Genomic DNA, 21,023 nt, shown 5'->3' on the forward strand with positions numbered 1-21,023 from the left:
TGCATTGCGACTACTCTTGTTCTTGTTATTCAGCGACCACGTTGATTAGCTCTACTTCAAAAATCAGTGTGGCATTGGGACCGACCAGACCAGAAGTACCGCTTGGTCCATAGGCCAGATCTGCCGGAATATACAACTCCCAGACCGCCCCTTCCTGCATTTTCTGCAAGGCTTCTGTCCAACCGGGAATCACCTGATCGAGACGAAGCTCAACGCTACCACCGTGATTTTCCGAGGCATCAAACTCGGTACCATCAATCAGGCGACCGCGGTATTTGACCTCAACCGTACTGGCGGCACCAGGCATGGCACCGGCACCCACCTGCAATACTTTGTACTGCAGACCCGTCTCGGTGGTTACCACACCTTCTTTTCCTGAGTTTTCCTCAAGAAATGCCTTGCCCTCTGCAGCATTGTTTTCCGCGGCCAGTCGCATAGCTTCCTGACGCTCAGCCGTGGCTTGCTCCTGCTTGGCCTGCTGTTGTTGCTGAAATTCCTGAACTACCGTCGTCAACTCCTCCTGACTGAGGCGCGGATCGCTACCTGCCAGGGCATCATCAAAGCCGGCGAGAAAAGCTTCACGATCCAGTTCAATCTCTGGCTGTGCAGAAAACCTGCCGCCCGTGTCCATACCAATCAGATAGCTCAGTTTCTGTGCCTGGTTATCCAGCGCAACCGATGAGTCCACCTGGCCAGAGTCGGCATCGTCCTGGCAAGCCGTCAACGTCAGTGACGCTGTCAAGGCCAGCAACACCAGTTTGATTTTCATAATTCATCCTTTATCAATTGCTTGTTCAGCCAGCATCTTACAGCAATTTATGCTGAGAAATGTGGCCGGTTTAAAGGCCACAGCAGTGGCGACTGGTTTACAAGGGACGGCGCACCCGCCTGGGACAGGAAAAGCTCAAGGTTGGCCTTCTGTACTCCGAGTATCTCCTGATCACAGGTCAGAGCATTAGCGCTGGGTTCACCCAGCCACCAATCGGCCAGCATATCCTGTACCACCCGCTCTGCGCTCAGCTCCAACTCCCGTACGCTCTTTTCTATCTGGCCAGCTGAGAAGGCAGAATCTTTCAGATAACGCCGCAACTGTCGTAGTCGCTGTACAACCTGCTTATCCCACTCCGCGATGACGCGTTGTGCATTGTGTATCTGCGTTTTGTTCAGCTTTTCACCTCTGGAACCGGTCCAGCAGCAAAAGAGCAGCAGGTTGATATTGACGCCATAGGCGTCCTGCAAATGGAGGCATGCCTCTGCCACCTCCCTGCGACTGTAATGCGCCAGTGAAAATTCCCAGAAGGGATTGTCCGGTCTCTTTGGGGCCGCCATCAGGTCATTGCCAACACTGCATCCACGAGCTTGTTGATACCGATGGCGGCTTCTCCAATATTTTCCGCCAACATATAGGCGGGCGTCGTTACCAGCTTGTTGGCCTCATCGATACAGACCTCATCTACACCACAATTTTTGTGAATAGCGCCCGTCGCTTCAACAGCCCGTGCAACCCCCGAGTCATTGCCAATGGTGCACGTTGCGCCATCACCAAACAGAACGCCGGTCATGGCGGGGGCGATACACATCAAACCCACCGGCTTGTTTGCCTCACGCATGGCCTGCACAAAAGCAACCAGAGAGGGGATCACCGTCAGATCAGGGCCGTTCACGGCAAAATCAGAGAGGTTTTTGGCGGCGCCAAAACCGCCGGGAAGTATCACGGCATCAAATTCGGCCGCATCGGCGTCTGACAGGTTCTGAATGTTACCTCTGGCAAGGCGGGCTGCCTCTATCAATACGTTACGCTCCTCGCCTTCCATCACTTCACCAGTAGCATGGTTGATGACATGGAGCTGCTGCATATCCGGAGCAAAACATTGCACCACGGCTCCAGCCTGATCCAGCCGCAGCAAGGTAATTACCGCCTCATAGATTTCCGAGCCGTCGTAAACGCCACAACCAGAAAGAACAACTGCAACACGCTTGGCCATAAGGACCCTCCCGAATTTGCCTGATACTGAACAAAAATAGTCTATCGTTAGAATAGAGCCCAGATTATATGGAGCAGCTGTTTAAAATCCTACGGTTCTCCGGGAGTAGCAACGCTTGGTTAATTGCCTGTCCTATCTCATTGCGATCAATACCACTGCCCCTGATCAGCCGGCCCTGGAACGGGCTGCTGCTTTGGCGATGGAAAATGGTGCCAGCCTTACCGCATTTGCCTGTTGCTATCTCGACAGGAAGGAAATGCTGCACTACAACTCTCGCCAGGATGCCAAATACGAGGCACGTAGCGAACTGGAGCAACGCCTCAGGCATCAGGTGGCAAAACTCGGATTAGCCGCGGATGTAAATTACGAAGCCGCCTGGAATGAAGACTTTCTGAAAGCTGCTTGCCAGAGGGCCCAGCATCCAGATGTCTGCATGATGTTTCTCGATCGATCTTACCAGGAGGATCTGCCACGATGGCTGGAATCCTCCCCTTGTCCCCTGTATCTGGCTTCCAGTGAAGTTAGGGTGCCTGACGGCCCTATTCTTGCGGCCATTGATCCGCGCAGTCGCGATGAACTCCACGACGGGCTGAATCACAACGTACTCGCCACCGCCAGCAATCTGGCCGAAGATCTGCACCGCGAGTTGAGCTTGGTCTGTGCCCTGGATGAGAAAGAGTCAATTGCCACCCATCTTGGCTTTGACTACCTGTCGGAACTGACCGCTGAGCAATCAGCTATTGCCCAGCGCTTTGCCCTAGACCCGTCGCGGGTTCACCTGCAAATTGGGCGTCCCTGTACGGTGATCTACCAACGGGCCCTACAACTGGAGGCCGCTGTTTTGGTCATGGGGACAAGTCGTGAAAAAAGCCTCTACAACACTTTGGTGGGCTGCAAGGTGGAACGCCTTATGGAACACTATAACGGTGATTTACTGGTAGTTACCTAGACTCTTGTTGAAAAGCTATCTGCGAGGAAACCATTGAACACTTCAAGCTCGGTTATCAGAGATAAACTCAGCTTTTTTTCAATGTGGCCTTTCATCATCGTCTTCGAAAACAGTTTTTATCCGGCTGTTAATCTCCTGAGCTTTCCTTACGATAGAGCAGATCCCAGACGCCGTGCCCCAGGCGGGCACCACGTTTTTCAAACTTTGTCACCGGGCGATAATCCGGACGCGGTGAATACTGGCCGACTCCCGCTTCATTCACAAAGCCACTGACTGCCTCCATCACCTCCAGCATATGCTCGGCATAGGGTTCCCAGTCTGTCGCCAGGTGCAGAATACCCCCCGGCTTGATATATGTTCGTAATTTGGCAACAAAATCAGCCTGAATCAGTCGGCGCTTGTTGTGCTTTTTCTTGTGCCATGGATCGGGAAAATAAATCTGAACTCGGTCAAAACTTTCAACGGGTATACAGTCGTCCATCACATCTATGGCATCTGCGAGGTACACCCGTAAATTACTTAGCTCGTGCTTCCCGGCATTATTGATCAGGCGACCCACCCCTGGCGGGTGGACTTCAATACCCACGAAATCCTTATCTGTTTCCTGCTGCAACATTTGTAGCAGCGAGTCCCCCATGCCAAACCCGATTTCCAGCACACGTGGAGCCACACGAGCAAATACCTGATCAAGATTGACCGGGCCGTCCTTGAGACTTAATCCATAGACGGGCCAGTACTTCTCAAAGGCAGCTCGCTGACTATCGGTCATACGACCCGCCCGCACCACGTAACTACGAATGGATTTTTTCTTGTACTCCGGTTTGATTTCCAACGCTAGACTCCTTTCTCGCGTCGTGCGACCCATTGCACCAAGGCAAAGGACAGAACGAGCCAACCTGCCAACAACAACACCCCGCCAATTGGGGTCACCATTCCCAGTGCCCTGATACCGGTCAAGACCAGCACATACAAACTCCCCGAGAAGATCACGGTGCCCAGTAGAAATAGACGAGCCGCCCACTTCATTAGTGGCAGCGGATCTCCCGCTGAAGCAACCACGATAGTCAGCAGGGCAAACACGTGAAACATCTGGTATTGCACCGCCGTGTGCCAAACATCCAGCAAAGAGACATCAACGCTGCCGCGCAGGCCGTGTGCACCAAAGGCCCCCAATGCCACAGCCAGAAAACCTGACAGGCCGGTAAATATCGCAATTGTTTTCATGGTATTCCTTGGTTTTCATTAAAAAAGCCGCGGAGACCGCGGCTTTTAAACGAGGCTTTTTCTGTTGGAATCAGGCTTCCATGATCGCCCGTACTTTTTTCATAGCATTCTGCTCCAGCTGACGAATTCTTTCGGCAGAAACACCATAGCGATCAGCCAGATCATGAAGTGTCGCCTTGTTATCTGTCAGCCACCGGCTGTTGATAATATCGCGGCTTCTCTCATCAAGCTCTTCCAATGCCTCGCTCATGCGCAGGCAGCTGTCCTGCTCGCTATCGGCCCGCTCCAGCTGCAATGCTGGATCGGCTGACTTGTCTTCCAGATAGAGTGCCGGCGCCTGATAGCTGCTGTCGTCATCACTGTCTTCCGGCGCATCAAAGGCGGCATCACGGGCCGATAACCTTTGCTCCATTTCATAAACCTGGGCAACTTCCACACCAAGATCCTCGGCGATGGCCTTTGCCTCATCCTGGGTCAGCCAAGCAAGCTTCTTTTTGGCCGTACGGAGGTTGAAGAACAGTTTGCGCTGGGCCTTGGTGGTGGCCACTTTAACGATACGCCAGTTACGCAGCACGTATTCGTGAATTTCAGCTTTGATCCAGTGAACGGCAAAGGATACCAGCCGCACACCTTTTTCCGGGTTAAAACGTTTTACGGCTTTCATCAAACCGACGTTGCCTTCCTGGATCAGATCGCCCAAAGGCAGACCATAACCGTTGTAGGAACGGGCAATATGAACCACAAAACGCAGGTGTGACATCACCAGCCGACGTGCAGCATCAAGATCTTCGCGATAGTAAAGATCTTCTGCCAGAGAGCGCTCTTCATCGGCAGACAACACGGCAATGGCATTCACACCCTGCATATATGCAGAGAGATTGGCACCGGGTGCCATCCATTCAACTGTCTGTAACGCTTTCTTCATAACGGCCTCGACAAATAAGGGTGCAGTAGTTTAGCAGCTTGTAGTTAGATTTTCATACCCGCAAAAAGTTGCGATAAGCACCTGATTCAGATCAATAAACCCTATTTTGGTTCAATACTCACGAGATGTCGCGCTACCGCCAGCCAGGCCCCTAGCAACCCGAGCAGAATTCCGGATCCCAACAACGCCAATAATCCACTGAACCCCAACCCCGCCAGAGAAAACGATGTCTGGTAAAGCGTTGCCAACCTCTCCACCGGGCCATCAATCCATATCAGCGCTAACATGACCAGCACCCAGGCGAGCAGACCACCCAGCTGGCCATACCAGATGCCCGTGTAGAGAAACGGCCGGCGTACGTAACTGTCAGTTCCGCCCACCAGCTTCACAACCACAATTTCATCACGGCGGTTTTCAATCGCCAGACGGATGGTGTTGCCGATAATCAGCAATACCCCCAGGGATAACACCAGGCCCAATGACAGCACCAGCCGCTGACCAATTTCCAGGATCCCCTGCAAGCGCTGCATCCACTTCATATCCAGCCGCACATCATCTACCGCCGCAAGCTCGGCGATGCGAGCAACCAGAGCTTCACTGCCGACCAGGTCGGCGCGAAAACGCGTTGCTGGCTGCACCAGCAACACCCCCGGCAGCGGGTTTTCATCCAGCAGTTCCAAAACACCGCCAAAACCCGAGAGCGCCTGAAACTCCTCCAACGCCTGCTCGCTGGAGATATAGCTGACACTCTGGATATCGGTATCCTCTCGCAATATCTTCTGCAGACCCGCCACCTCTTCCGCGGATGCAGTTTTCTTCAGAAACACCGTCATCTGCGCGGTACTGTCAACGCGCCCTGCTAGCTGCTGGAGGTTGGCCACACCCACATAAAGTGCTGCAGGCAAACCCAGTGCAATCGCAACCACCAGAGATGTCATCAGTGTCTGGACCGGCTCGGCCAGCAGTCGCCGCCCAGTACTCAGAAACAACCCTCGGTGGTGATCGACGTAGCTTTTCAGTTTGTCTGTCCAGCGGGCAATGCCATCGCTGGCCCCGCGGCGGACATCAACCCTGGGCTCACGCGACGGATTTTTGCCAGCCGTTGGCTTCCGGCGCAACAGGCGGTTACCGGCTGACATCTGCAATTGCCTCGTCACTCACCAGTTTGCCCTGCTGAAGATGCAGCTGGCGTCGATTCATACGGGTGATCAGATCCACATCATGTGTAGCGACCAGCACCGTGACGCCCAGCTCACCAAATTGTCTGAACAGCGTCATAATTTCCGCTGATAGCTCCGGGTCCAGGTTTCCCGTCGGCTCATCGGCCAGCAGTATGCGTGGCTTATGCACCACCGCTCGAGCGATTCCCACCCGCTGCTGTTCTCCACCAGACAGAGCTATCGGGTTATGTTTTTCCTTGTTCAGCAGGCCGACTTTGTCCAATGCAGCACGCACCCGCCGCCCGACTTCACGGGGCTGGTAACCGGATACCTGCAGGGGTAAGGCAACGTTATCAAAGACATTGCGATCGAACAGCAGTTGGTGGTTTTGAAAAACAACACCTACCCGTCGACGGTAGTAGGGAATCTGGCTGCGGTGAAGCCTGCCAAGGTTTTTACCATTGATCAGCAGCTGACCCTGGGTAGGACGCTCCATCAACATGATCAGCTTCAGCAGGGTACTTTTACCAGCACCTGAATGGCCGGTAAGAAATGCCATTTCCCCGGCATCCATGTGCAGACTGAGACCACTGAGCGCTTCCTGGGCTGTGGGGTAACGCTTGCTGACCTTGTCAAAGTGGATCATACAGGGAGTGCTACCTCAATCGCTTCTGCTCAGCAGTGCCTGAACATATTCCTGGGCATCGAAAGGCTGCAGGTCATCAATACCTTCACCGAGCCCCACAAAACGTATCGGCACGCCAAAGCGCTTGCAAAGAGAGAAAATAATGCCACCCTTGGCCGTGCCATCCAGCTTCGTCAACGCCACACCGCTGACATCCACCGCGTCCTGAAATTGCTGCATCTGGTTCATGGCATTCTGCCCGGTCCCGGCATCCAGCACCAGCAGCACTTCGTGGGGAGCGGAATCGTCCAGTTTGGCCATGACTCGCTTAACTTTTTTTAACTCATCCATCAGATTGCTTTTGGTGTGCAAGCGCCCGGCCGTGTCTGCAATCAGAATATCCACATTGCGCGACTGTGCCGCCTGAATGCCATCAAAAATAACCGAGGCACTGTCGGCGCCGGTATGCTGGGCAATCACCGGTACCCGGTTACGCTCACCCCATGCCTGAAGCTGTTCAACGGCAGCTGCGCGGAAGGTATCTCCCGCCGCCAGCATCACAGACTTGCCCTGTGACTGGAAACGGCGGGCCAACTTGCCAATGGTAGTGGTTTTACCAACACCATTAACCCCCACCACCAGAATCACGTAGGGACGTTTTTGTGTATCCAGCACCAGCGGCTGTTCACAAGCCTTCAGCTTTTCCACCATGGCGTTCTGCAATGCAGCCACCAGCGCTCGGCTGTGGGACAGCTCGCGGCGCTGCACCCGCTCGGACAGGTCACGAATGATCTCGACCGTGGTTTCAATGCCCACATCCGCCATCAATAGCAGGGTTTCAAGCTCTTCCAGCAGCTCATCATCAATCTCACGGTCCCCGAGAAACAGATTGCCGAGGCTACGGCTGGTTTTGGACAATGCCTGGCGAAAACGATCCCGCAAACGGGTCTTTGTCATGGCTGAAATCTCAGCGTTCTCAGACGGCACAGGTGTCTCGGAAACTGGCTCCAGCTGGGTTGCCGCTGGTGCACTCCCGGAAACACCGGGCTTTTGCCCGCGAATACGCTGCAGGAAGGAAAGCTTTTCCTGGCCCGAAAGGTTGTTTTCGTGGTTGTTTGATTCAGAATCCGACATCAGTTTTCTCAGTGGTCATGCGGCGGTGTATGCTAGCACTATAAGGAGCCAGCCCGATTTTGAAACACCACCAACGTTCAACATCATCACCCTCCGGACGCAGGGCTGCAGGTCAGCTGCGTATTATCGGTGGCCAGTGGCGCGGGCGCAAACTCCGTTTTAATGAAGTGGCCGGTTTGCGCCCTACGGGTGACCGCATACGCGAAACCCTGTTCAACTGGCTAGCTCCTGTGATTGCCAGCGCCCACTGCCTGGATCTATTTGCTGGCTCGGGCGCCCTCGGCTTGGAGGCCCTATCCCGTGGCGCGGCCAGTGTCACCATGATTGAAAAACACCCGGTGGCCGTTTCCGCATTGCGGGACAACTGCCAGTTATTGCAGGCGGAAGGGGCCGATATACTGGCAACAGATGCCATCGGCTGGCTGGAAAGCGCACGACCGGAAACGCCTTACGATATTATCTTTCTGGACCCGCCATTTGATGCCGACCTGCTGGAGCCCTGCCTGAAGCTGCTTTTCAAACAGGACTTTCTGGCCAAAGGGGCCTACCTGTATATGGAAACCGATCGCCAGCAATCACCGCCTGCCATACCGGCGACACTAGCTCTGCTAAAAGAAAAAACCGCCGGACACGTGAATTATCGACTATACCGCTTATTTGAGAATATTGATTAAAACGTTTACCATGCCCGCCCCATTCAGAGCGAAGAACCACTGTGAAAACAATTATTTACCCAGGCACCTTTGACCCCATTACCAATGGCCATATCGATTTGGTTGAGCGTGCCAGCAAGTTGTTTCACCATGTTATTGTTGCCATTGCCAGCAGTGAGCGCAAAGGTCCGACCTTTGATCTGGAAGAGCGTATTGATCTCGCAAAACAGGCTTTGTCACACCTGGACAACGTGGAAGTTCTCGGCTTTGACTATCTACTGGTTAACTTCGTCAAGGATTGTCGAGGGGACGCTATCCTGAGGGGACTGAGAGCGGTATCCGATTTTGAATACGAGTTTCAGCTGGCCAATATGAACCGCGCCCTGGAACCGAATATTGAAAGTATCTTTCTCACACCGTCGGAAAAGCTTTCCTACCTGTCTTCGTCGTTGGTCAAGGAAATTGCGTCACTGGGCGGCGATATCGATGCGTTTGTCCACCCTACGGTCAGGGAAGCACTGCACCGCAAGTTTGGTAGATCCTGATTAACGCTGACAGTCAGGGCAATACACCGTAGAACGCTGACCCTGGCGAATTTCTTTCAACAAAGTACCGCACTTCAGACAGGATTCACCGGCGCGCCCATAAACGTAGAGCTCCTGCTTGAAATAACCGGGCTTGCCATCACCCCCGACAAAATCACGAAGGGTTGTCCCACCCTGCTCTATGGCACTGGCCAGCACTCGTTTGACCTGCTCGACCAGTTCCACATAACGCACCCTTGAAACTTTGCCGGCACCCAATGTGGGGCGTATGCCCGCATGAAAAAGGGACTCGTTGGCGTATATATTGCCCACACCCACAACAATCTTACTGTCCATAATGAACTGTTTGACGGGCACTTTTCTTCCCCGCGAGAGCCGGTAGAGATGGTCACCGCAAAAGGCGTCGTCAAAAGGCTCCGGTCCGAGGTGATGTAACAGCGGGTGCTCTTCAGGGAGACCCTCCAACCACTGAATCGTGCCAAAACGGCGTGGGTCGCTGTAGCGCAACACGGTACCATCAACAAAATTGATATCCACGTGATCGTGCTTTCCCACCGGCGTGCCGGCTGTAACGATGCGCAAATTACCGGACATACCCAAATGGATCATCAAGTGCCCACTGGCAAAGCGGAACAACATGTATTTACCGCGCTGGCGACCTTCCAGCAAGGTCTGTCCGACCAGCAATGAGGACAACCCCTCCGTGACCGGCCATCGCAACCGGGGCTCCCGGACGCTAACCGAGGCAACCTGCTTTCCCAGTATATGAGGACTAACCCCGCGCAGGGTTACGACAACTTCCGGCAGTTCCGGCATAGATTACTCCCGCCATCAGGTAGCGCAAAAAAAACTCTGGCATACTAATGCACCCTTCACCCGAGGGCACCCCGTTTGTACTTTACAGGTAGCTTGTGGCCATGGCATTGGGACGTCGAAAAATTACCGATGAACCGGCGGAAATCGATATGACGCCGATGCTGGACGTTGTTTTTATTCTATTGATTTTCTTCGTCGTCACAGCCACCTTTGTGCGTGAAACAGGCATCGGCTTGCAACAGACAGCACAAACTGATCAGCCACCACCGAAAGAGTTGAAGCTTGCCACGCAAACCTTTCAGATCGCCGAAGACAATAGCATCTGGCTGGAGGGACGGCGTATCGATATTCGCTCGGTACGAGCCAACGTAGAACGGGCGCACGCGGAAAATCCCCGCTTGCAGGTGGTGATTGAAGCTCATCCCAAGGCCAGGACAGCCTCGTTTGTCATTATTTCAGATCAGGCTCGGGAAGCCGGTGTCAACGACATCGCTCTCACCACGATGCCTTAACCGGTCTTCTGCGGCTCATAATCATTCACCGTCTTTTACTCCGCCACAAAAAAGCCCCGAACTAGTCGGGGCTTTTTTAGTGATTGAACGCCTAAGCGTGGAAGCGGAACTTACTTGATTTTCGCTTCTTTGTAAGGAACGTGCTTGCGAACCACCGGGTCGTACTTGCTGAACTCCAGCTTCTCGGGCTGGGTACGCTTGTTCTTGGTGGTGGTGTAGTAGTGACCTGTACCGGCACTGGAAACCAGTTTGATTTTGTCTCGATTTGACTTGGCCATGTTAGCGCTCCTTAAATCTTGTCACCGCGCTTGCGGATATCCGCCAGCACTTGGTCGATACCCACTTTGTCGATGATGCGCATGCCTTTGGAAGACAGACGAAGTTTGACAAAACGCTTCTCGCTTTCAACCCAGAAACGGTGAGTGTGCAGGTTTGGTTCAAACCGGCGGCGAGTTCTGTTTTTGGCGTGGGAAACGTTGTTTCCGGTCATCGGCTTTTTGCCGGTGACTTGACATACTTTAGACATTGTTTTGCCTCTGCTAACTGGCGCCACCGATCTCTAGCGAGCGCACATAAATTCTGACTTTTGCTGTCGACCTGCGGGGACACCCCCGCGAAGAGCCGCGTTTTATACCAGAAGGGCCACCCTAAATCAAACAAATTTGCCGAAAAAGCACCCAAGTCAAAGGCTTTTAAAGGTGCCCTCGCTCTGCCAAAGAGACTGAATAACCGGCACCGACCACCAGATGATCCAGCACCCGCACATCTATCAGCGCCAGAGCATCCTGCAACCGCCGGGTAATCTGGCGGTCTGCCTCACTGGGCTCAGCAACTCCGGAGGGGTGATTGTGGGCAAAAATCAGCGCTGCAGCATTGTGATGCAATGCCCGCTGCACCACCTCCCGCGGATGCACGCTGGCACCATCAATTGTCCCGAAAAACAGTTTTTCCCAGGCGATCAACCGATGCTGGGCATCCAGAAAAAGGGCACCGAAAACTTCCTGTCGGCACGACCGCAATTCAGCCTGCAGGAATTCCGCAACCCGTGATGGGCTGTTCATTACGTGCTCACGCTGCAGACGCTCACCGAGGTGACGCTTGGCCAACTCCATTACGGCCTGCAATTGCACGTACTTGGCTTCGCCCAGACCACGGGCACGACAAAAGCGGGTTTTGTCCGCCGACAGCAAGGCATTCAGGTTGCCAAACTCATCCAGCAGCATCCGCGCCAGATCCACTGCCGACAAGCCAACGCACCCCGTGCGCAGAAAAATAGCCAGCAGTTCGGCATCGGAAAGCGCGTCCGCCCCCCGGGTCAACAATTTTTCCCGGGGACGTTCGCCCTCCGGCCAATCGCGAATCGACATAACACCTCCCTGTGTTTCCGATTATGTGAGCCCTGACTACGCAAACCCTGCTCGCGATGTTATCTTAGCCCCCTCGGCACGACTATGGGTAACTTCATGCTGTCATTGGCAAACAAACGGATTCTGTTGGGTGTTACCGGCGGCATTGCCGCTTACAAAAGCGCTGAGATCATCCGCCGTCTGCAGGATGCCGGGTCAGATGTTCAGGTTGTTATGACACCGGCTGCCACCGAATTCATCACGCCGCTGACCCTACAAGCACTATCAGGCCATCCGGTTCACCTGGAGCTGCTGGATACCGAGGCAGAGGCCGCCATGGGGCATATCCAGTTATCTCGTTGGGCTGATGCTGTTTTGATCGCTCCCGCCAGCGCCGACTTTATTGCCAAGCTGGCCAATGGGCAGGCGGATGACCTGCTGTCCACCCTCTGTCTCGCCTCCCGCTCACCACTGGCCATAGCGCCTGCCATGAATCAGGGCATGTGGCGCAACCCGGCAACCCAGGCAAATCTTGAGCGCCTGCGCGGTCGCGGAGTCCATATTTTCGGTCCAGCAGAAGGCAGCCAGGCCTGCGGGGATATTGGTCCAGGTCGCATGAGCGAACCCGAAGATATTGCCGAGCTGATGGCAGATATCTTTGAGACCGGAGCTCTGGCGGGTAAGAAAGTGGTCATTACAGCCGGTCCCACCCGGGAAGCCATTGATCCCGTGCGCTATATCAGCAACCACAGCTCAGGAAAAATGGGCTATGCACTGGCCGAAGCTGCTGCTGAAGCCGGCGCAGAGACCATTCTGATCAGTGGTCCTGTGAGCCTGACACCACCAGATCGCGTACGAACAATCGCTGTGACCAGTGCCCAGGAAATGTATGAGGCGGCGCTGCATGAAGCAGACGGCAGCGAGCTGTTTATCGCTTCTGCTGCCGTCGCCGATTACCGGCCGGTGCAAACCTCGCAGCAAAAGATTAAAAAAGATGCCGCAGAAATGACCATTGAGCTGGTCAAGAACCCGGACATTGTCAGCGCCGTCGCCGCATTAGCAAACCGGCCCTTTACCGTGGGTTTTGCTGCTGAAACCGCCAACCTGGAAAACTATGCCCGCGGCAAACTGGAAAGAAAAAATCTGGACTTGGTGATTGCCAATGACGTTTCTGACCGCACCATCGGGTTTAACAGTGACGATAACGAAGTACTGGTGGTCGAGATGAATACCTCGGAAGCCATCCCGAAAATCAACAAATCCATTCTGGCTCGCCAGTTGATTGCCAAAATTGCTGAAATGACTAATCCGACAAAATGACAGAGACAACAAACGGCGCATCAAGCGCCCTGCACAAACTCAAACAACACCCGTTGATTCTGCTTCTGGTAGTCCTGCTCCTCGCAGGTGCCGGCTACACCAGTTACTGGCTATTTCAGAAAACTGTAACGACGTCCCAGAAAGAGCAGGCTACCGAACACGCCAGGGAACTTGCGACCAAATTACGTAGTACTACCAATCACTACCTGAAAGAGCGCAACCAACAGCTGCTATCCTTGGCTGAAAAGTCTTTATTTACTACTGCGGCTGCTTCTGCCGATATGGCGCAGATTCTCTCCGCAGAAAAATTGCTGCTGGAATGGGCGCCGGATTTCACTGGCGGTTATCTCATTACACCGGGAGACCAACGCCTGATTGACCAGCAGAACTTTGCCGGCCATTACCTGGCAGAAAAAACCCTGGCTGGCGATCTGCAATCGATAGCTGCTGCACGCCTCGGAAAGGAGTGGCAGCTTCTCTACAGCCACCCATTGAAAGATCAGCAGGGTGAAATTATCGGCGCTATGCTGGGCATGGAATCACTGCAACCGCTCCTGGATGTATTGAAACCCGCAGTGAAAGAAAACCTGGGGCTGACCCAGTTGGTACAGACCATGCCCAAAACAAAGGGCGCTACATTTGTAACAACGGGCAATAAATCCAAGGCCCTGGAGACCATTGAATTAAAGCTCGAACCAGCCAACTGGTCACTGCGCTTTACCGGCAGCAAGGTGTTATTACAGAGCACGGAGCCATCCTATGAAGGTTTTGCCCTGTTTGGTTCAGTACTGGCTGTTTCAACCTTAGTTATCATCTACCTGCTGCTGCGCCTGACCCTGCACTTCCATGTGGACAAAGCCCCTTCCCCTCGTGCAGAGAAGAAAACACATTTGAACCCTCCAGCAACCGACCCTGTGAACGATTCCGGCAAATCTTTCCTTGATGTGATTCCTGGCAAAGGGACGACAGATACGCCAGTACAGGAGCAGGAAGATCGTCCGGAAGTAACCGGCTCCTACCCGGATGTGGTATTCCGCGATTACGATATCCGCGGTATTGCCGGCAAGCAATTAACTGTGGACTTTGCACAACAGCTTGGTAAAGCGCTTGCCCTGCGCGCCATCGCCCGGGGCGAACACACGTTGATTCTGGGCCGCGATGGCCGCCAGTCCAGCGAACAACTGAGCGAGGCGCTGGAACAGGGCATCCTCAGCACGGGCTGTCATATTATTCACTTGGGCCTGGTACCGACACCGCTACTGAATTTTGCCACCCACCACCTGCAACAGAGTGACTGTGGTGTGATGGTGACCGCCAGCCATAATCCCGCCGAATACAATGGCTTCAAAATGTTCTTTCAGCACCACGCCATGTGCGGCGAAGAAGTGAAGTCACTGCGACAGGAAATGTCTGCGGAAATCCCGGAGAAAACCCCGGGAGAGCGTAGTCAACAGGATCTCTCGGAGGATTACCTGCAGGCCATCATCAGCGACATTGTGCCGGCACAGGGCCTGAAAGTGATTCTGGATGCGGGCAATGGCGCAGCCGGTGAACTGGCCATCAGGCTGCTGGAAGGCATTGGTTGCGATGTATTGCCGCTCTACTGCGATGTGGACGGCACCTTCCCCAACCACCCACCGGACCCTTCGGTGCCCGCCAACCTCGAGGACCTGAGACTGTGGGTCAAGGAACAGAATGCCGACCTGGGGATCGCCCTCGATGGCGATGGTGACCGCATCGTAGCCATTTCCGCCAGTGGGCAGATTATCTGGCCCGATGAACTACTGATGATTTTTGCCCGTGATGTGGTCTCCCGGCACCCGGGAGCCGATGTGGTCTTCGATATCAAGAGCACCCGTCGGCTCAACAGCCTGATCAGCAGCTATGGCGGCCGCCCGGTGATGTGGAAAACCGGTCACTCGCACATGTATAACAAGATCATTGAAAGCAAGGCGCCCCTGGGAGGCGAGTTCAGTGGCCACATTTTCTTCCATGATCGCTGGCACGGTTTTGACGACGGACTCTACGCCGCAGCCCGGCTGATTGAAATCATGAGCATTCGCGAGCAGGGCCTAGATGACATCATGGCCAGTTTCGAAACCCGCTATGCCACTCCGGAAATTCTTGTGCCGACAGATGAAGAGAGCAAGTTCGACATTGTGCAGAAACTGCTTGCAAAAGAAGTCTTTCAGGATGGCAAAGTGAGCACCATCGACGGCTTGCGCGTGGAGTTCCCCAAAGCCTGGGGACTGGTGCGAGCATCCAATACCAGCCCCGCACTGACCCTCCGCTTCGAGGCGGATTCCAGTGATGCCCTGGAAAAAATCCAGTCGCTTTTCCGGGAGCAACTTCGTAGCATAGACAGCAACCTCACCTTCTAACCCGCTGATAAAAACACCAGGAACATCAATGTCACTAACCCGCGAAGCCGCCTCCAACACAGCCAAAGTGCTATCCGAGGCGCTGCCCTATATTCAACGTTTTACCGGCAAGACGATTGTCGTCAAGTTTGGCGGCAATGCCATGGTCGACGAAAAGCTCAAAGCCAGCTTTGCCCGGGATATTGTGATGATGAAACTGGTGGGCATGAACCCGGTTGTGGTTCACGGCGGTGGCCCCCAAATCGGTGACCTGCTGAAGAAACTCAATATCGAATCACACTTCATCAATGGCATGCGCGTCACCGACAGCAAAACCATGGACGTAGTGGAAATGGTGCTCGGCGGTACCGTCAACAAGGAAATCGTCAATCTTATCAACCACGCGGGCGGCAAAGCCGTGGGCATTACCGGCAAGGACGGCCAGCTGCTGATGGCGCGTAAACTCAAGGTTCGACACAGCAAGCCGGAAATGGCGGCACCGGAAATCATCGACATCGGTCACGTGGGCGAAGTGGCCTCGATCGACACCAGTGTGATCGACATGCTCACCAACAGCGATTTCATTCCGGTGATCGCCCCAATTGGCGTCGATGGCGAAGGTCGCTCCTATAATATCAATGCCGACCTGGTGGCCGGAAAGATCGCCGAGGTGCTACAAGCAGAAAAACTGATGTTGCTGACCAATGTAGCTGGGCTGCAAGACAAGAATGGCCAGGTGCTGACCGGCTTGTCTACGAAACAGGTGGATGATCTGATTGCAGACGGCACCATATACGGCGGCATGCTACCCAAGATTCAGTGTGCACTGGATGCGGTGAAGGGTGGCGCGAAGGCGGCCCATATTATTGATGGTCGGGTGAATCATGCCACTCTGCTGGAAATTTTCACTGACCAGGGTGTCGGCACCCTGATCACCAACACAACCGGGTAATAAACGTGGCAACGGATAATCCATCCAGAAAGCAGCAGATACTCCAGTCCCTGGCGAGGATGCTCGAGGCGACCCCCGGCGGCCGCATCACCACTGCTGCCCTGGCCGCCGAAGTAGGTGTTTCTGAGGCGGCCCTGTACCGGCACTTTCCCAGTAAAACCCGGATGTACGAAGGCCTGATCGACTTTATTGAGGAAACACTTTTCAGCCGTATCCGCACCATTCTCAGCGAAGAACCCGACGCCGCTACGCGCTGCTACAGGATACTGACACTGCTGCTGACCTTTGCGGAAAGAAATCCGGGAATTACCCGTCTACTGACCGGCGATGCTCTCACCGGCGAAACTGACCGGCTGCACAAACGTATTCAGCAGCTTTTCGACCGACTGGAAACACAGCTGAAACAAATTCTCAGGGAAGCTGAGATGGCAGGAAATTTGCGGCTGGCAACCACCGTTACAGCAGCAGCCAATTTTATTTTGTCACTGGCAGAAGGCCGCATCAGCCAGTTTGTGCGCAGCGGATTCAGTCGTCCGCCGACGGAGCACTGGCAGGAGCAATGGGCCGTCGCGCAAGCGGTGTTTATTCGGCAGGGGAATCCGGGGTTTTAGCTGTCAACTCTTTGAAACGCTCTACGTAGCGCTGATAGCGCAATGCCATTTGCTCACGCTCATTCTGACGCAGCTCAAGCATTTGCACGGCATCACGATTAGCTATTTCAACGCCATTCAGGCTGTTCAACAGCTTATCTGACAGCTTTGCTCCGTTGAACTGCTCCATTGCCGCCTTTTCACGAAACTCCGTCAATTGTCGGCTATTTTTTTCCCGATTGGATTCGACATTTTCGATCTCGCGATCCAGCTGTTGCAGGCGACGCTCGCCGGCTGCCTGCAACTCCTCGACGCTGCTGTAGCTGCGCAGAAGCATCTGGTCTTCTTCGCGATTCTGGGCTGCCGTTTGCACCGCCTCAGGTGCCATTTCTTCCTGGTTTTCCTGGTGGGGAGGAATTACCGCTTCCACACGCCCGGTACTGGTGATAACTTCATATCCTTGGGCGATGTATTCTGGGGGAACCTGGTGGTCAATAACCAGATTGCCATCGCTGTTTCGATAGCGGTAAAGATTGCCTGCCTCTGCTACCATAGCGCTCAGGCATAGCAGTACAACGGCGACAGCACCGATGGATTTGTAGGTTGTTCTGGTGTTTCTCACAAACGCACCCTGCCCTTACAAAGTCGAGTCCAAATGCCCAGGTCATTGAATCCTGTTTGCCAATTCATCAATGCTGGCTTGCCGGTTATCATACACTCTCCCAAAACAAGGGGCGATAATGCGCATCATAAGTCTTGCCGTCGACGGTATTCAGCAAGCAACAGAAAAAGGCCTGTTTGAATGGCTGGCATCCCAGGATGCCACCCTGATCTGCCTTCAGGACCTGCGCACCTCCGCCTACAAGCTTGAGGAGTGTCAAGACTACGTCCTGGATGGTTATTTCAGCTATTTTCTTGATGCCCCGGATGCGACTAAAAACGGTGTCGCTATCTATACCCGGGAGATGCCCAAGGCCATCATGTATGGCTTTGGCGCCAGTAATGGCGAGGATATGGAGGGGCGATACCTGCAGGCAGATTTCGAGCGGATCAGTATTTGCTCGCTTCTGGCCCCCGAAGCCATTGCCGGTACCAGCAGCCAGGAGACCAAGGATCGCTTTTTTCGCGACCTGCTCGGTCACCTCACAAAGATCAGCCACAAGCGTCGAGACTACTTTTTCTGTGGCAACTGGAATATTGCCCATCGCGAAGCCGATGTCTCAGAACCTGCCGCCTGTGAGGCCTTGTCTGGGTTTTTGCCCCACGAACGACAAACATTGGGGCAACTCTATAACGCCATTGGCTACGCCGATGCCTTTCGGCTTTTCAATTCCGACAGAGATGAATTCACCTTCTGGCCCTCCGGCGAGATTGGCAAAGGCTGCGGCTGGCGTACGGACCTGCAACTCATCTCCAATAACCTGCGTCACAGCGTGGAATATGCAGTGACCTACAAGGCCAAAAGCTTTTCCAGCCATCTGCCTGTGATCATTGATTACGACATCGAATCGCTGTGAGCAGCCTCTGCATTAACAACCTGACAGGTAATCTGGTTGCGCTGATGGCCGCCCCTATTTAGACTCCCGCAGATCCCTGAAAAAGCCAAGGAACCCTTGCCGCCCTGATGCCAGACGTTATTCCCGACAACTCAGTAGGTATCGTCACCCCTCAAGTGATTCAGTTCGATGATCCACTGACACTGGCCTGCGGCCGCACCCTGGATCAATATCAGCTGGTGATTGAAACCTATGGCGAGCTTAACGCTGATGCCAGCAACGCCATCCTGATCTGTCATGCCCTCAGCGGGCATCATCATGCTGCCGGATACCACAGCATGGAGGACAAGAAGCCGGGCTGGTGGGATAACCATATCGGCCCGGGAAAACCTTTTGATACCAACCGTTTTTTTGTGGTGTGCCTGAACAATCTGGGAGGTTGTCACGGCAGCACTGGTCCGACATCCATCAATCCGCAAACGGGGCAACCCTGGGGGCCGGATTTCCCTGCTCTTCGAGTACGCGACTGGGTAGAGAGTCAGGTGAGACTGTCGGATCGGCTGGGGATTCAGCAGTGGGCCGCTATTGTCGGCGGCAGCCTCGGCGGTATGCAGGTTATGCGCTGGTCTCTGGAACATCCTCATCGGCTGCGCCATGCAATTATCATTGCCTCAGCCATGAAGCTCAGTGCACAGAATATCGCCTTCAATGAAATCGCCCGCAACGCCATTAAATCGGATCCGGATTTTCTCGATGGCCACTACCTGGAACACCAGGCGTTGCCACGCAATGGTCTTGGTCTGGCCAGGATGATCGGGCATATCACCTATCTCTCCGATGAAATTATGGGCGATAAATTCGGCCGCGAACTGCGCTCTGGATCATTCCAGCGCGGGCAGGATACCCCCATTGAATTTCAGGTAGAAAGCTACCTGCACTACCAGGGTGACGTGTTTGCCAGCGCCTTTGATGCCAACACTTACCTGTTGATGACAAAGGCACTGGATTACTTTGATCTGGCCAGGGAATACAACCACGATCAGGTGGAGGCATTCCGGCATGCCCAGTGTGATTTTCTCGTGGTCTCGTTTTCTTCCGACTGGCGCTTTGCCCCTGAACGTTCCCGGGAAATTGTGGAAGCATTGATAGCTGCCAATAAAAACGTCAGCTATGCCGCCATTCAGTCCAATCTCGGCCACGATGCCTTCCTGTTGCCAAACGAGCGCTACGAGCAGGTACTCTCGGCTTATCTGACCCGCCTGGACAATGAGGTCGCGGCACCATGACCAACCGGACCGATCTGGACATTATCAAGCAGTGGATCAAACCCTCAAGCCACATTCTCGATCTCGGCTGCGGTGACGGTACGCTGTTAAAAATGCTGCACCAGGAAAAAAACGTTGAGGGTTATGGCCTCGAAATCGATCCGGACAAGATCACCGCCTGCGTGGCCAACGGGGTTAATGTACTGGAGACCAACCTGGACGAAGGCTTATCCCAGTTCAGCGATAAAAGTTTCGATACCGTTGTCATGACGCAGGCTCTGCAGGTCATGCGCTTCCCGCATCTGGTGCTGGATGAAATGCTGCGTGTCGGCAAGGAATGCGTGGTCACGTTTCCTAATTTCGGCAACTGGCGGGCGCGCTTCTACCTGCTCACCCGTGGCCGCATGCCGGTTACCAAACAGCTGACCTATCAATGGTACGACACCCCTAACATTCACTTCTGTACCGTGGATGACTTCGAAGCCCTGTGCGCGGAAAAAAGCATTCGCCTGTTGCACCGTGAATTTGTTGCCACCCGCTTGCCCGACCGGCAAATCAAGGGAATTTGGCCTAACCTTTTCAGTGAAACTGCAATTTACCATTTGAGCAAATAGACATTGCAGCGCCGTTAATCTGTTATTGAGACTGCGAGGGAATCACCATGAAATTGACCCGATCCATCTGTTTCGTCTTGCTAACTGTGTTCACTGTGACGGCTCAGGCCAACGACAAACCCTACCGTGAATTTGGCAATATCAAAGTGTTTTACAGCGTGTTCAATAGCAGTTTCATACAGCCTGACATCGCCAGCGCCTACAAAATCGTTCGCGGCAAGGATCGTGGACTGGTCAATATTGCCGTACTGCGGGACGACAAGACAGGCGGCACCACTGCACTGGTCAAGGGCACTGTCTCCAATATCCTCGCCCAGCAGCAAACCCTGGACTTTTTTGAAGTCCGGGAAGGAGATACGGTTTACTACCTTGCGCCTTTTCGTATTGATAACAAGGATTACATGACATTCAAGATTGAAGTCACACCCGATCCCAACAAACCACCACTCTCCGTCACCTTTCAGAAAACCCTGTATCAGGACGAGTGAGATCAGCTTCAACTGTGGGCCACTGTAGTAGTGGTGGCCCGCAGAATTCATTGATGTAACAGGT

Annotated in this window: 26 protein-coding genes; 12 read left to right on the top strand and 14 right to left on the bottom strand. The window is 53.9% G+C overall.

What is annotated here, in order from left to right; translation table 11 throughout:
- Window positions 1-25 precede the first annotated feature (25 nt).
- The 3 genes from Q8A57_RS06880 to elbB are packed head-to-tail and all read right to left on the bottom strand — an operon-like array spanning window position 26 to window position 1,985.
- Window positions 26-769, bottom strand: coding sequence for an FKBP-type peptidyl-prolyl cis-trans isomerase N-terminal domain-containing protein (locus Q8A57_RS06880; protein ID WP_305170255.1), 744 nt, complete (start codon window positions 767-769; stop codon window positions 26-28).
- 47 nt (window positions 770-816) lie between these two features.
- Window positions 817-1,329 (bottom strand): TIGR02444 family protein, encoded by a 513-nt coding sequence (locus tag Q8A57_RS06885; RefSeq protein ID WP_305170256.1) that lies wholly within the window; start codon window positions 1,327-1,329, stop codon window positions 817-819.
- Complete coding sequence (elbB, locus tag Q8A57_RS06890) at window positions 1,329-1,985, bottom strand: isoprenoid biosynthesis glyoxalase ElbB (protein ID WP_305170257.1); 657 nt, start codon at window positions 1,983-1,985, stop codon at window positions 1,329-1,331. Before elbB ends, Q8A57_RS06885 begins: the two co-directional genes overlap by 1 nt.
- 115 nt (window positions 1,986-2,100) lie before the next feature.
- Between elbB and Q8A57_RS06895 the strand changes: the two genes are divergently transcribed.
- Complete coding sequence (locus Q8A57_RS06895; protein ID WP_305170258.1) at window positions 2,101-2,934, top strand: universal stress protein; 834 nt, start codon at window positions 2,101-2,103, stop codon at window positions 2,932-2,934.
- A gap of 127 nt (window positions 2,935-3,061) precedes the next feature.
- Here the strand turns inward: Q8A57_RS06895 and trmB are convergent, their stop codons facing one another.
- The 6 genes from trmB to ftsY form a co-directional block, all read right to left on the bottom strand.
- Window positions 3,062-3,760 carry a tRNA (guanosine(46)-N7)-methyltransferase TrmB gene (gene trmB, locus Q8A57_RS06900; protein WP_305170543.1) on the bottom strand — a complete coding sequence of 233 codons (699 nt, stop codon included), beginning with the start codon at window positions 3,758-3,760 and terminating at the stop codon, window positions 3,062-3,064.
- An 8-nt stretch (window positions 3,761-3,768) separates the two neighbouring features.
- Window positions 3,769-4,158: a DUF423 domain-containing protein gene (locus Q8A57_RS06905; RefSeq protein WP_305170259.1), complete on the bottom strand. Its 390-nt coding sequence runs from the start codon at window positions 4,156-4,158 to the stop codon at window positions 3,769-3,771.
- A gap of 70 nt (window positions 4,159-4,228) precedes the next feature.
- Window positions 4,229-5,083, bottom strand: coding sequence for an RNA polymerase sigma factor RpoH (rpoH, locus tag Q8A57_RS06910; protein WP_305170260.1), 855 nt, complete (start codon window positions 5,081-5,083; stop codon window positions 4,229-4,231).
- A 101-nt stretch (window positions 5,084-5,184) separates the two neighbouring features.
- A complete protein-coding gene (ftsX, locus tag Q8A57_RS06915; RefSeq protein WP_305170261.1) occupies window positions 5,185-6,222 on the bottom strand; it encodes a permease-like cell division protein FtsX in 1,038 nt (345 codons plus the stop codon).
- Window positions 6,209-6,889, bottom strand: coding sequence for a cell division ATP-binding protein FtsE (ftsE, locus tag Q8A57_RS06920; protein WP_305170262.1), 681 nt, complete (start codon window positions 6,887-6,889; stop codon window positions 6,209-6,211). Before ftsE ends, ftsX begins: the two co-directional genes overlap by 14 nt.
- Before the next feature lie 15 nt (window positions 6,890-6,904).
- The gene (gene ftsY, locus Q8A57_RS06925) at window positions 6,905-8,002 is read right to left on the bottom strand and encodes a signal recognition particle-docking protein FtsY (protein WP_305170263.1); all 1,098 of its coding nucleotides are present in this window, start codon (window positions 8,000-8,002) and stop codon (window positions 6,905-6,907) included.
- A gap of 59 nt (window positions 8,003-8,061) precedes the next feature.
- Here ftsY and rsmD point away from each other — a divergent pair, with 59 nt between their 5' ends.
- Window positions 8,062-8,676 (top strand): 16S rRNA (guanine(966)-N(2))-methyltransferase RsmD, encoded by a 615-nt coding sequence (rsmD, locus tag Q8A57_RS06930; protein WP_305170264.1) that lies wholly within the window; start codon window positions 8,062-8,064, stop codon window positions 8,674-8,676.
- A 41-nt stretch (window positions 8,677-8,717) separates the two neighbouring features.
- On the top strand, window positions 8,718-9,200 hold the full coding sequence (gene coaD / locus Q8A57_RS06935; protein ID WP_305170265.1) for a pantetheine-phosphate adenylyltransferase: 483 nt from the start codon (window positions 8,718-8,720) through the stop codon (window positions 9,198-9,200).
- On the opposite strand, the gene mutM is transcribed toward coaD, so the two are convergent.
- A complete protein-coding gene (gene mutM, locus Q8A57_RS06940; protein WP_305170266.1) occupies window positions 9,201-10,016 on the bottom strand; it encodes a bifunctional DNA-formamidopyrimidine glycosylase/DNA-(apurinic or apyrimidinic site) lyase in 816 nt (271 codons plus the stop codon).
- A 101-nt stretch (window positions 10,017-10,117) separates the two neighbouring features.
- On the opposite strand from mutM, the gene Q8A57_RS06945 reads away from it, so the two are divergent.
- Window positions 10,118-10,528, top strand: coding sequence for an ExbD/TolR family protein (locus Q8A57_RS06945; protein ID WP_305170267.1), 411 nt, complete (start codon window positions 10,118-10,120; stop codon window positions 10,526-10,528).
- A gap of 110 nt (window positions 10,529-10,638) precedes the next feature.
- On the opposite strand, the gene rpmG is transcribed toward Q8A57_RS06945, so the two are convergent.
- The 3 genes from rpmG to radC all read right to left on the bottom strand — a co-directional run bounded on the left by rpmG (window position 10,639) and on the right by radC (window position 11,895).
- On the bottom strand, window positions 10,639-10,806 hold the full coding sequence (gene rpmG / locus Q8A57_RS06950) for a 50S ribosomal protein L33 (protein WP_036858763.1): 168 nt from the start codon (window positions 10,804-10,806) through the stop codon (window positions 10,639-10,641).
- An 11-nt stretch (window positions 10,807-10,817) separates the two neighbouring features.
- Window positions 10,818-11,054 carry a 50S ribosomal protein L28 gene (gene rpmB, locus Q8A57_RS06955; protein ID WP_305170269.1) on the bottom strand — a complete coding sequence of 79 codons (237 nt, stop codon included), beginning with the start codon at window positions 11,052-11,054 and terminating at the stop codon, window positions 10,818-10,820.
- A gap of 166 nt (window positions 11,055-11,220) precedes the next feature.
- Window positions 11,221-11,895 (bottom strand): RadC family protein, encoded by a 675-nt coding sequence (radC, locus tag Q8A57_RS06960; protein WP_305170270.1) that lies wholly within the window; start codon window positions 11,893-11,895, stop codon window positions 11,221-11,223.
- Between the two features lie 96 nt (window positions 11,896-11,991).
- On the opposite strand from radC, the gene coaBC reads away from it, so the two are divergent.
- Genes coaBC through slmA form a run of 4 tightly spaced genes read left to right on the top strand, consistent with a single transcriptional unit; the run spans window position 11,992 to window position 17,117 of the window.
- Window positions 11,992-13,194, top strand: coding sequence for a bifunctional phosphopantothenoylcysteine decarboxylase/phosphopantothenate--cysteine ligase CoaBC (gene coaBC, locus Q8A57_RS06965; protein WP_305170271.1), 1,203 nt, complete (start codon window positions 11,992-11,994; stop codon window positions 13,192-13,194).
- Window positions 13,191-15,575 (top strand): phosphomannomutase/phosphoglucomutase, encoded by a 2,385-nt coding sequence (locus Q8A57_RS06970; protein WP_305170272.1) that lies wholly within the window; start codon window positions 13,191-13,193, stop codon window positions 15,573-15,575. The genes coaBC and Q8A57_RS06970 overlap by 4 nt, the downstream gene beginning before the upstream one ends.
- Before the next feature lie 28 nt (window positions 15,576-15,603).
- Window positions 15,604-16,506, top strand: coding sequence for an acetylglutamate kinase (gene argB / locus Q8A57_RS06975; protein ID WP_305170273.1), 903 nt, complete (start codon window positions 15,604-15,606; stop codon window positions 16,504-16,506).
- Window positions 16,507-16,511: 5 nt separating this feature from the next.
- Window positions 16,512-17,117: a nucleoid occlusion factor SlmA gene (gene slmA / locus Q8A57_RS06980; RefSeq protein ID WP_305170274.1), complete on the top strand. Its 606-nt coding sequence runs from the start codon at window positions 16,512-16,514 to the stop codon at window positions 17,115-17,117.
- On the opposite strand, the gene Q8A57_RS06985 is transcribed toward slmA, so the two are convergent.
- Complete coding sequence (locus Q8A57_RS06985; protein ID WP_305170275.1) at window positions 17,089-17,718, bottom strand: hypothetical protein; 630 nt, start codon at window positions 17,716-17,718, stop codon at window positions 17,089-17,091. The two genes, slmA and Q8A57_RS06985, sit on opposite strands and share 29 nt — an antisense overlap.
- A 118-nt stretch (window positions 17,719-17,836) precedes the next feature.
- Here Q8A57_RS06985 and Q8A57_RS06990 point away from each other — a divergent pair, with 118 nt between their 5' ends.
- The 4 genes from Q8A57_RS06990 to Q8A57_RS07005 all read left to right on the top strand — a co-directional run bounded on the left by Q8A57_RS06990 (window position 17,837) and on the right by Q8A57_RS07005 (window position 20,959).
- Window positions 17,837-18,613: an exodeoxyribonuclease III gene (locus Q8A57_RS06990; protein WP_305170276.1), complete on the top strand. Its 777-nt coding sequence runs from the start codon at window positions 17,837-17,839 to the stop codon at window positions 18,611-18,613.
- Between the two features lie 107 nt (window positions 18,614-18,720).
- Entirely contained in the window at window positions 18,721-19,878 is a 1,158-nt protein-coding gene (gene metX / locus Q8A57_RS06995) for a homoserine O-succinyltransferase MetX (RefSeq protein WP_305170277.1), read from the top strand.
- Window positions 19,875-20,471 (top strand): methionine biosynthesis protein MetW, encoded by a 597-nt coding sequence (gene metW, locus Q8A57_RS07000; RefSeq protein WP_305170278.1) that lies wholly within the window; start codon window positions 19,875-19,877, stop codon window positions 20,469-20,471. The genes metX and metW overlap by 4 nt, the downstream gene beginning before the upstream one ends.
- A gap of 47 nt (window positions 20,472-20,518) precedes the next feature.
- On the top strand, window positions 20,519-20,959 hold the full coding sequence (locus Q8A57_RS07005) for a DUF4426 domain-containing protein (protein WP_305170279.1): 441 nt from the start codon (window positions 20,519-20,521) through the stop codon (window positions 20,957-20,959).
- Window positions 20,960-21,023 lie beyond the last annotated feature (64 nt).

Origin of the sequence: Porticoccus litoralis (assembly GCF_030676955.1) — a bacterium.
In the GTDB taxonomy this organism is placed as follows: Bacteria; Pseudomonadota; Gammaproteobacteria; order Pseudomonadales; family Porticoccaceae; genus Porticoccus; species Porticoccus litoralis.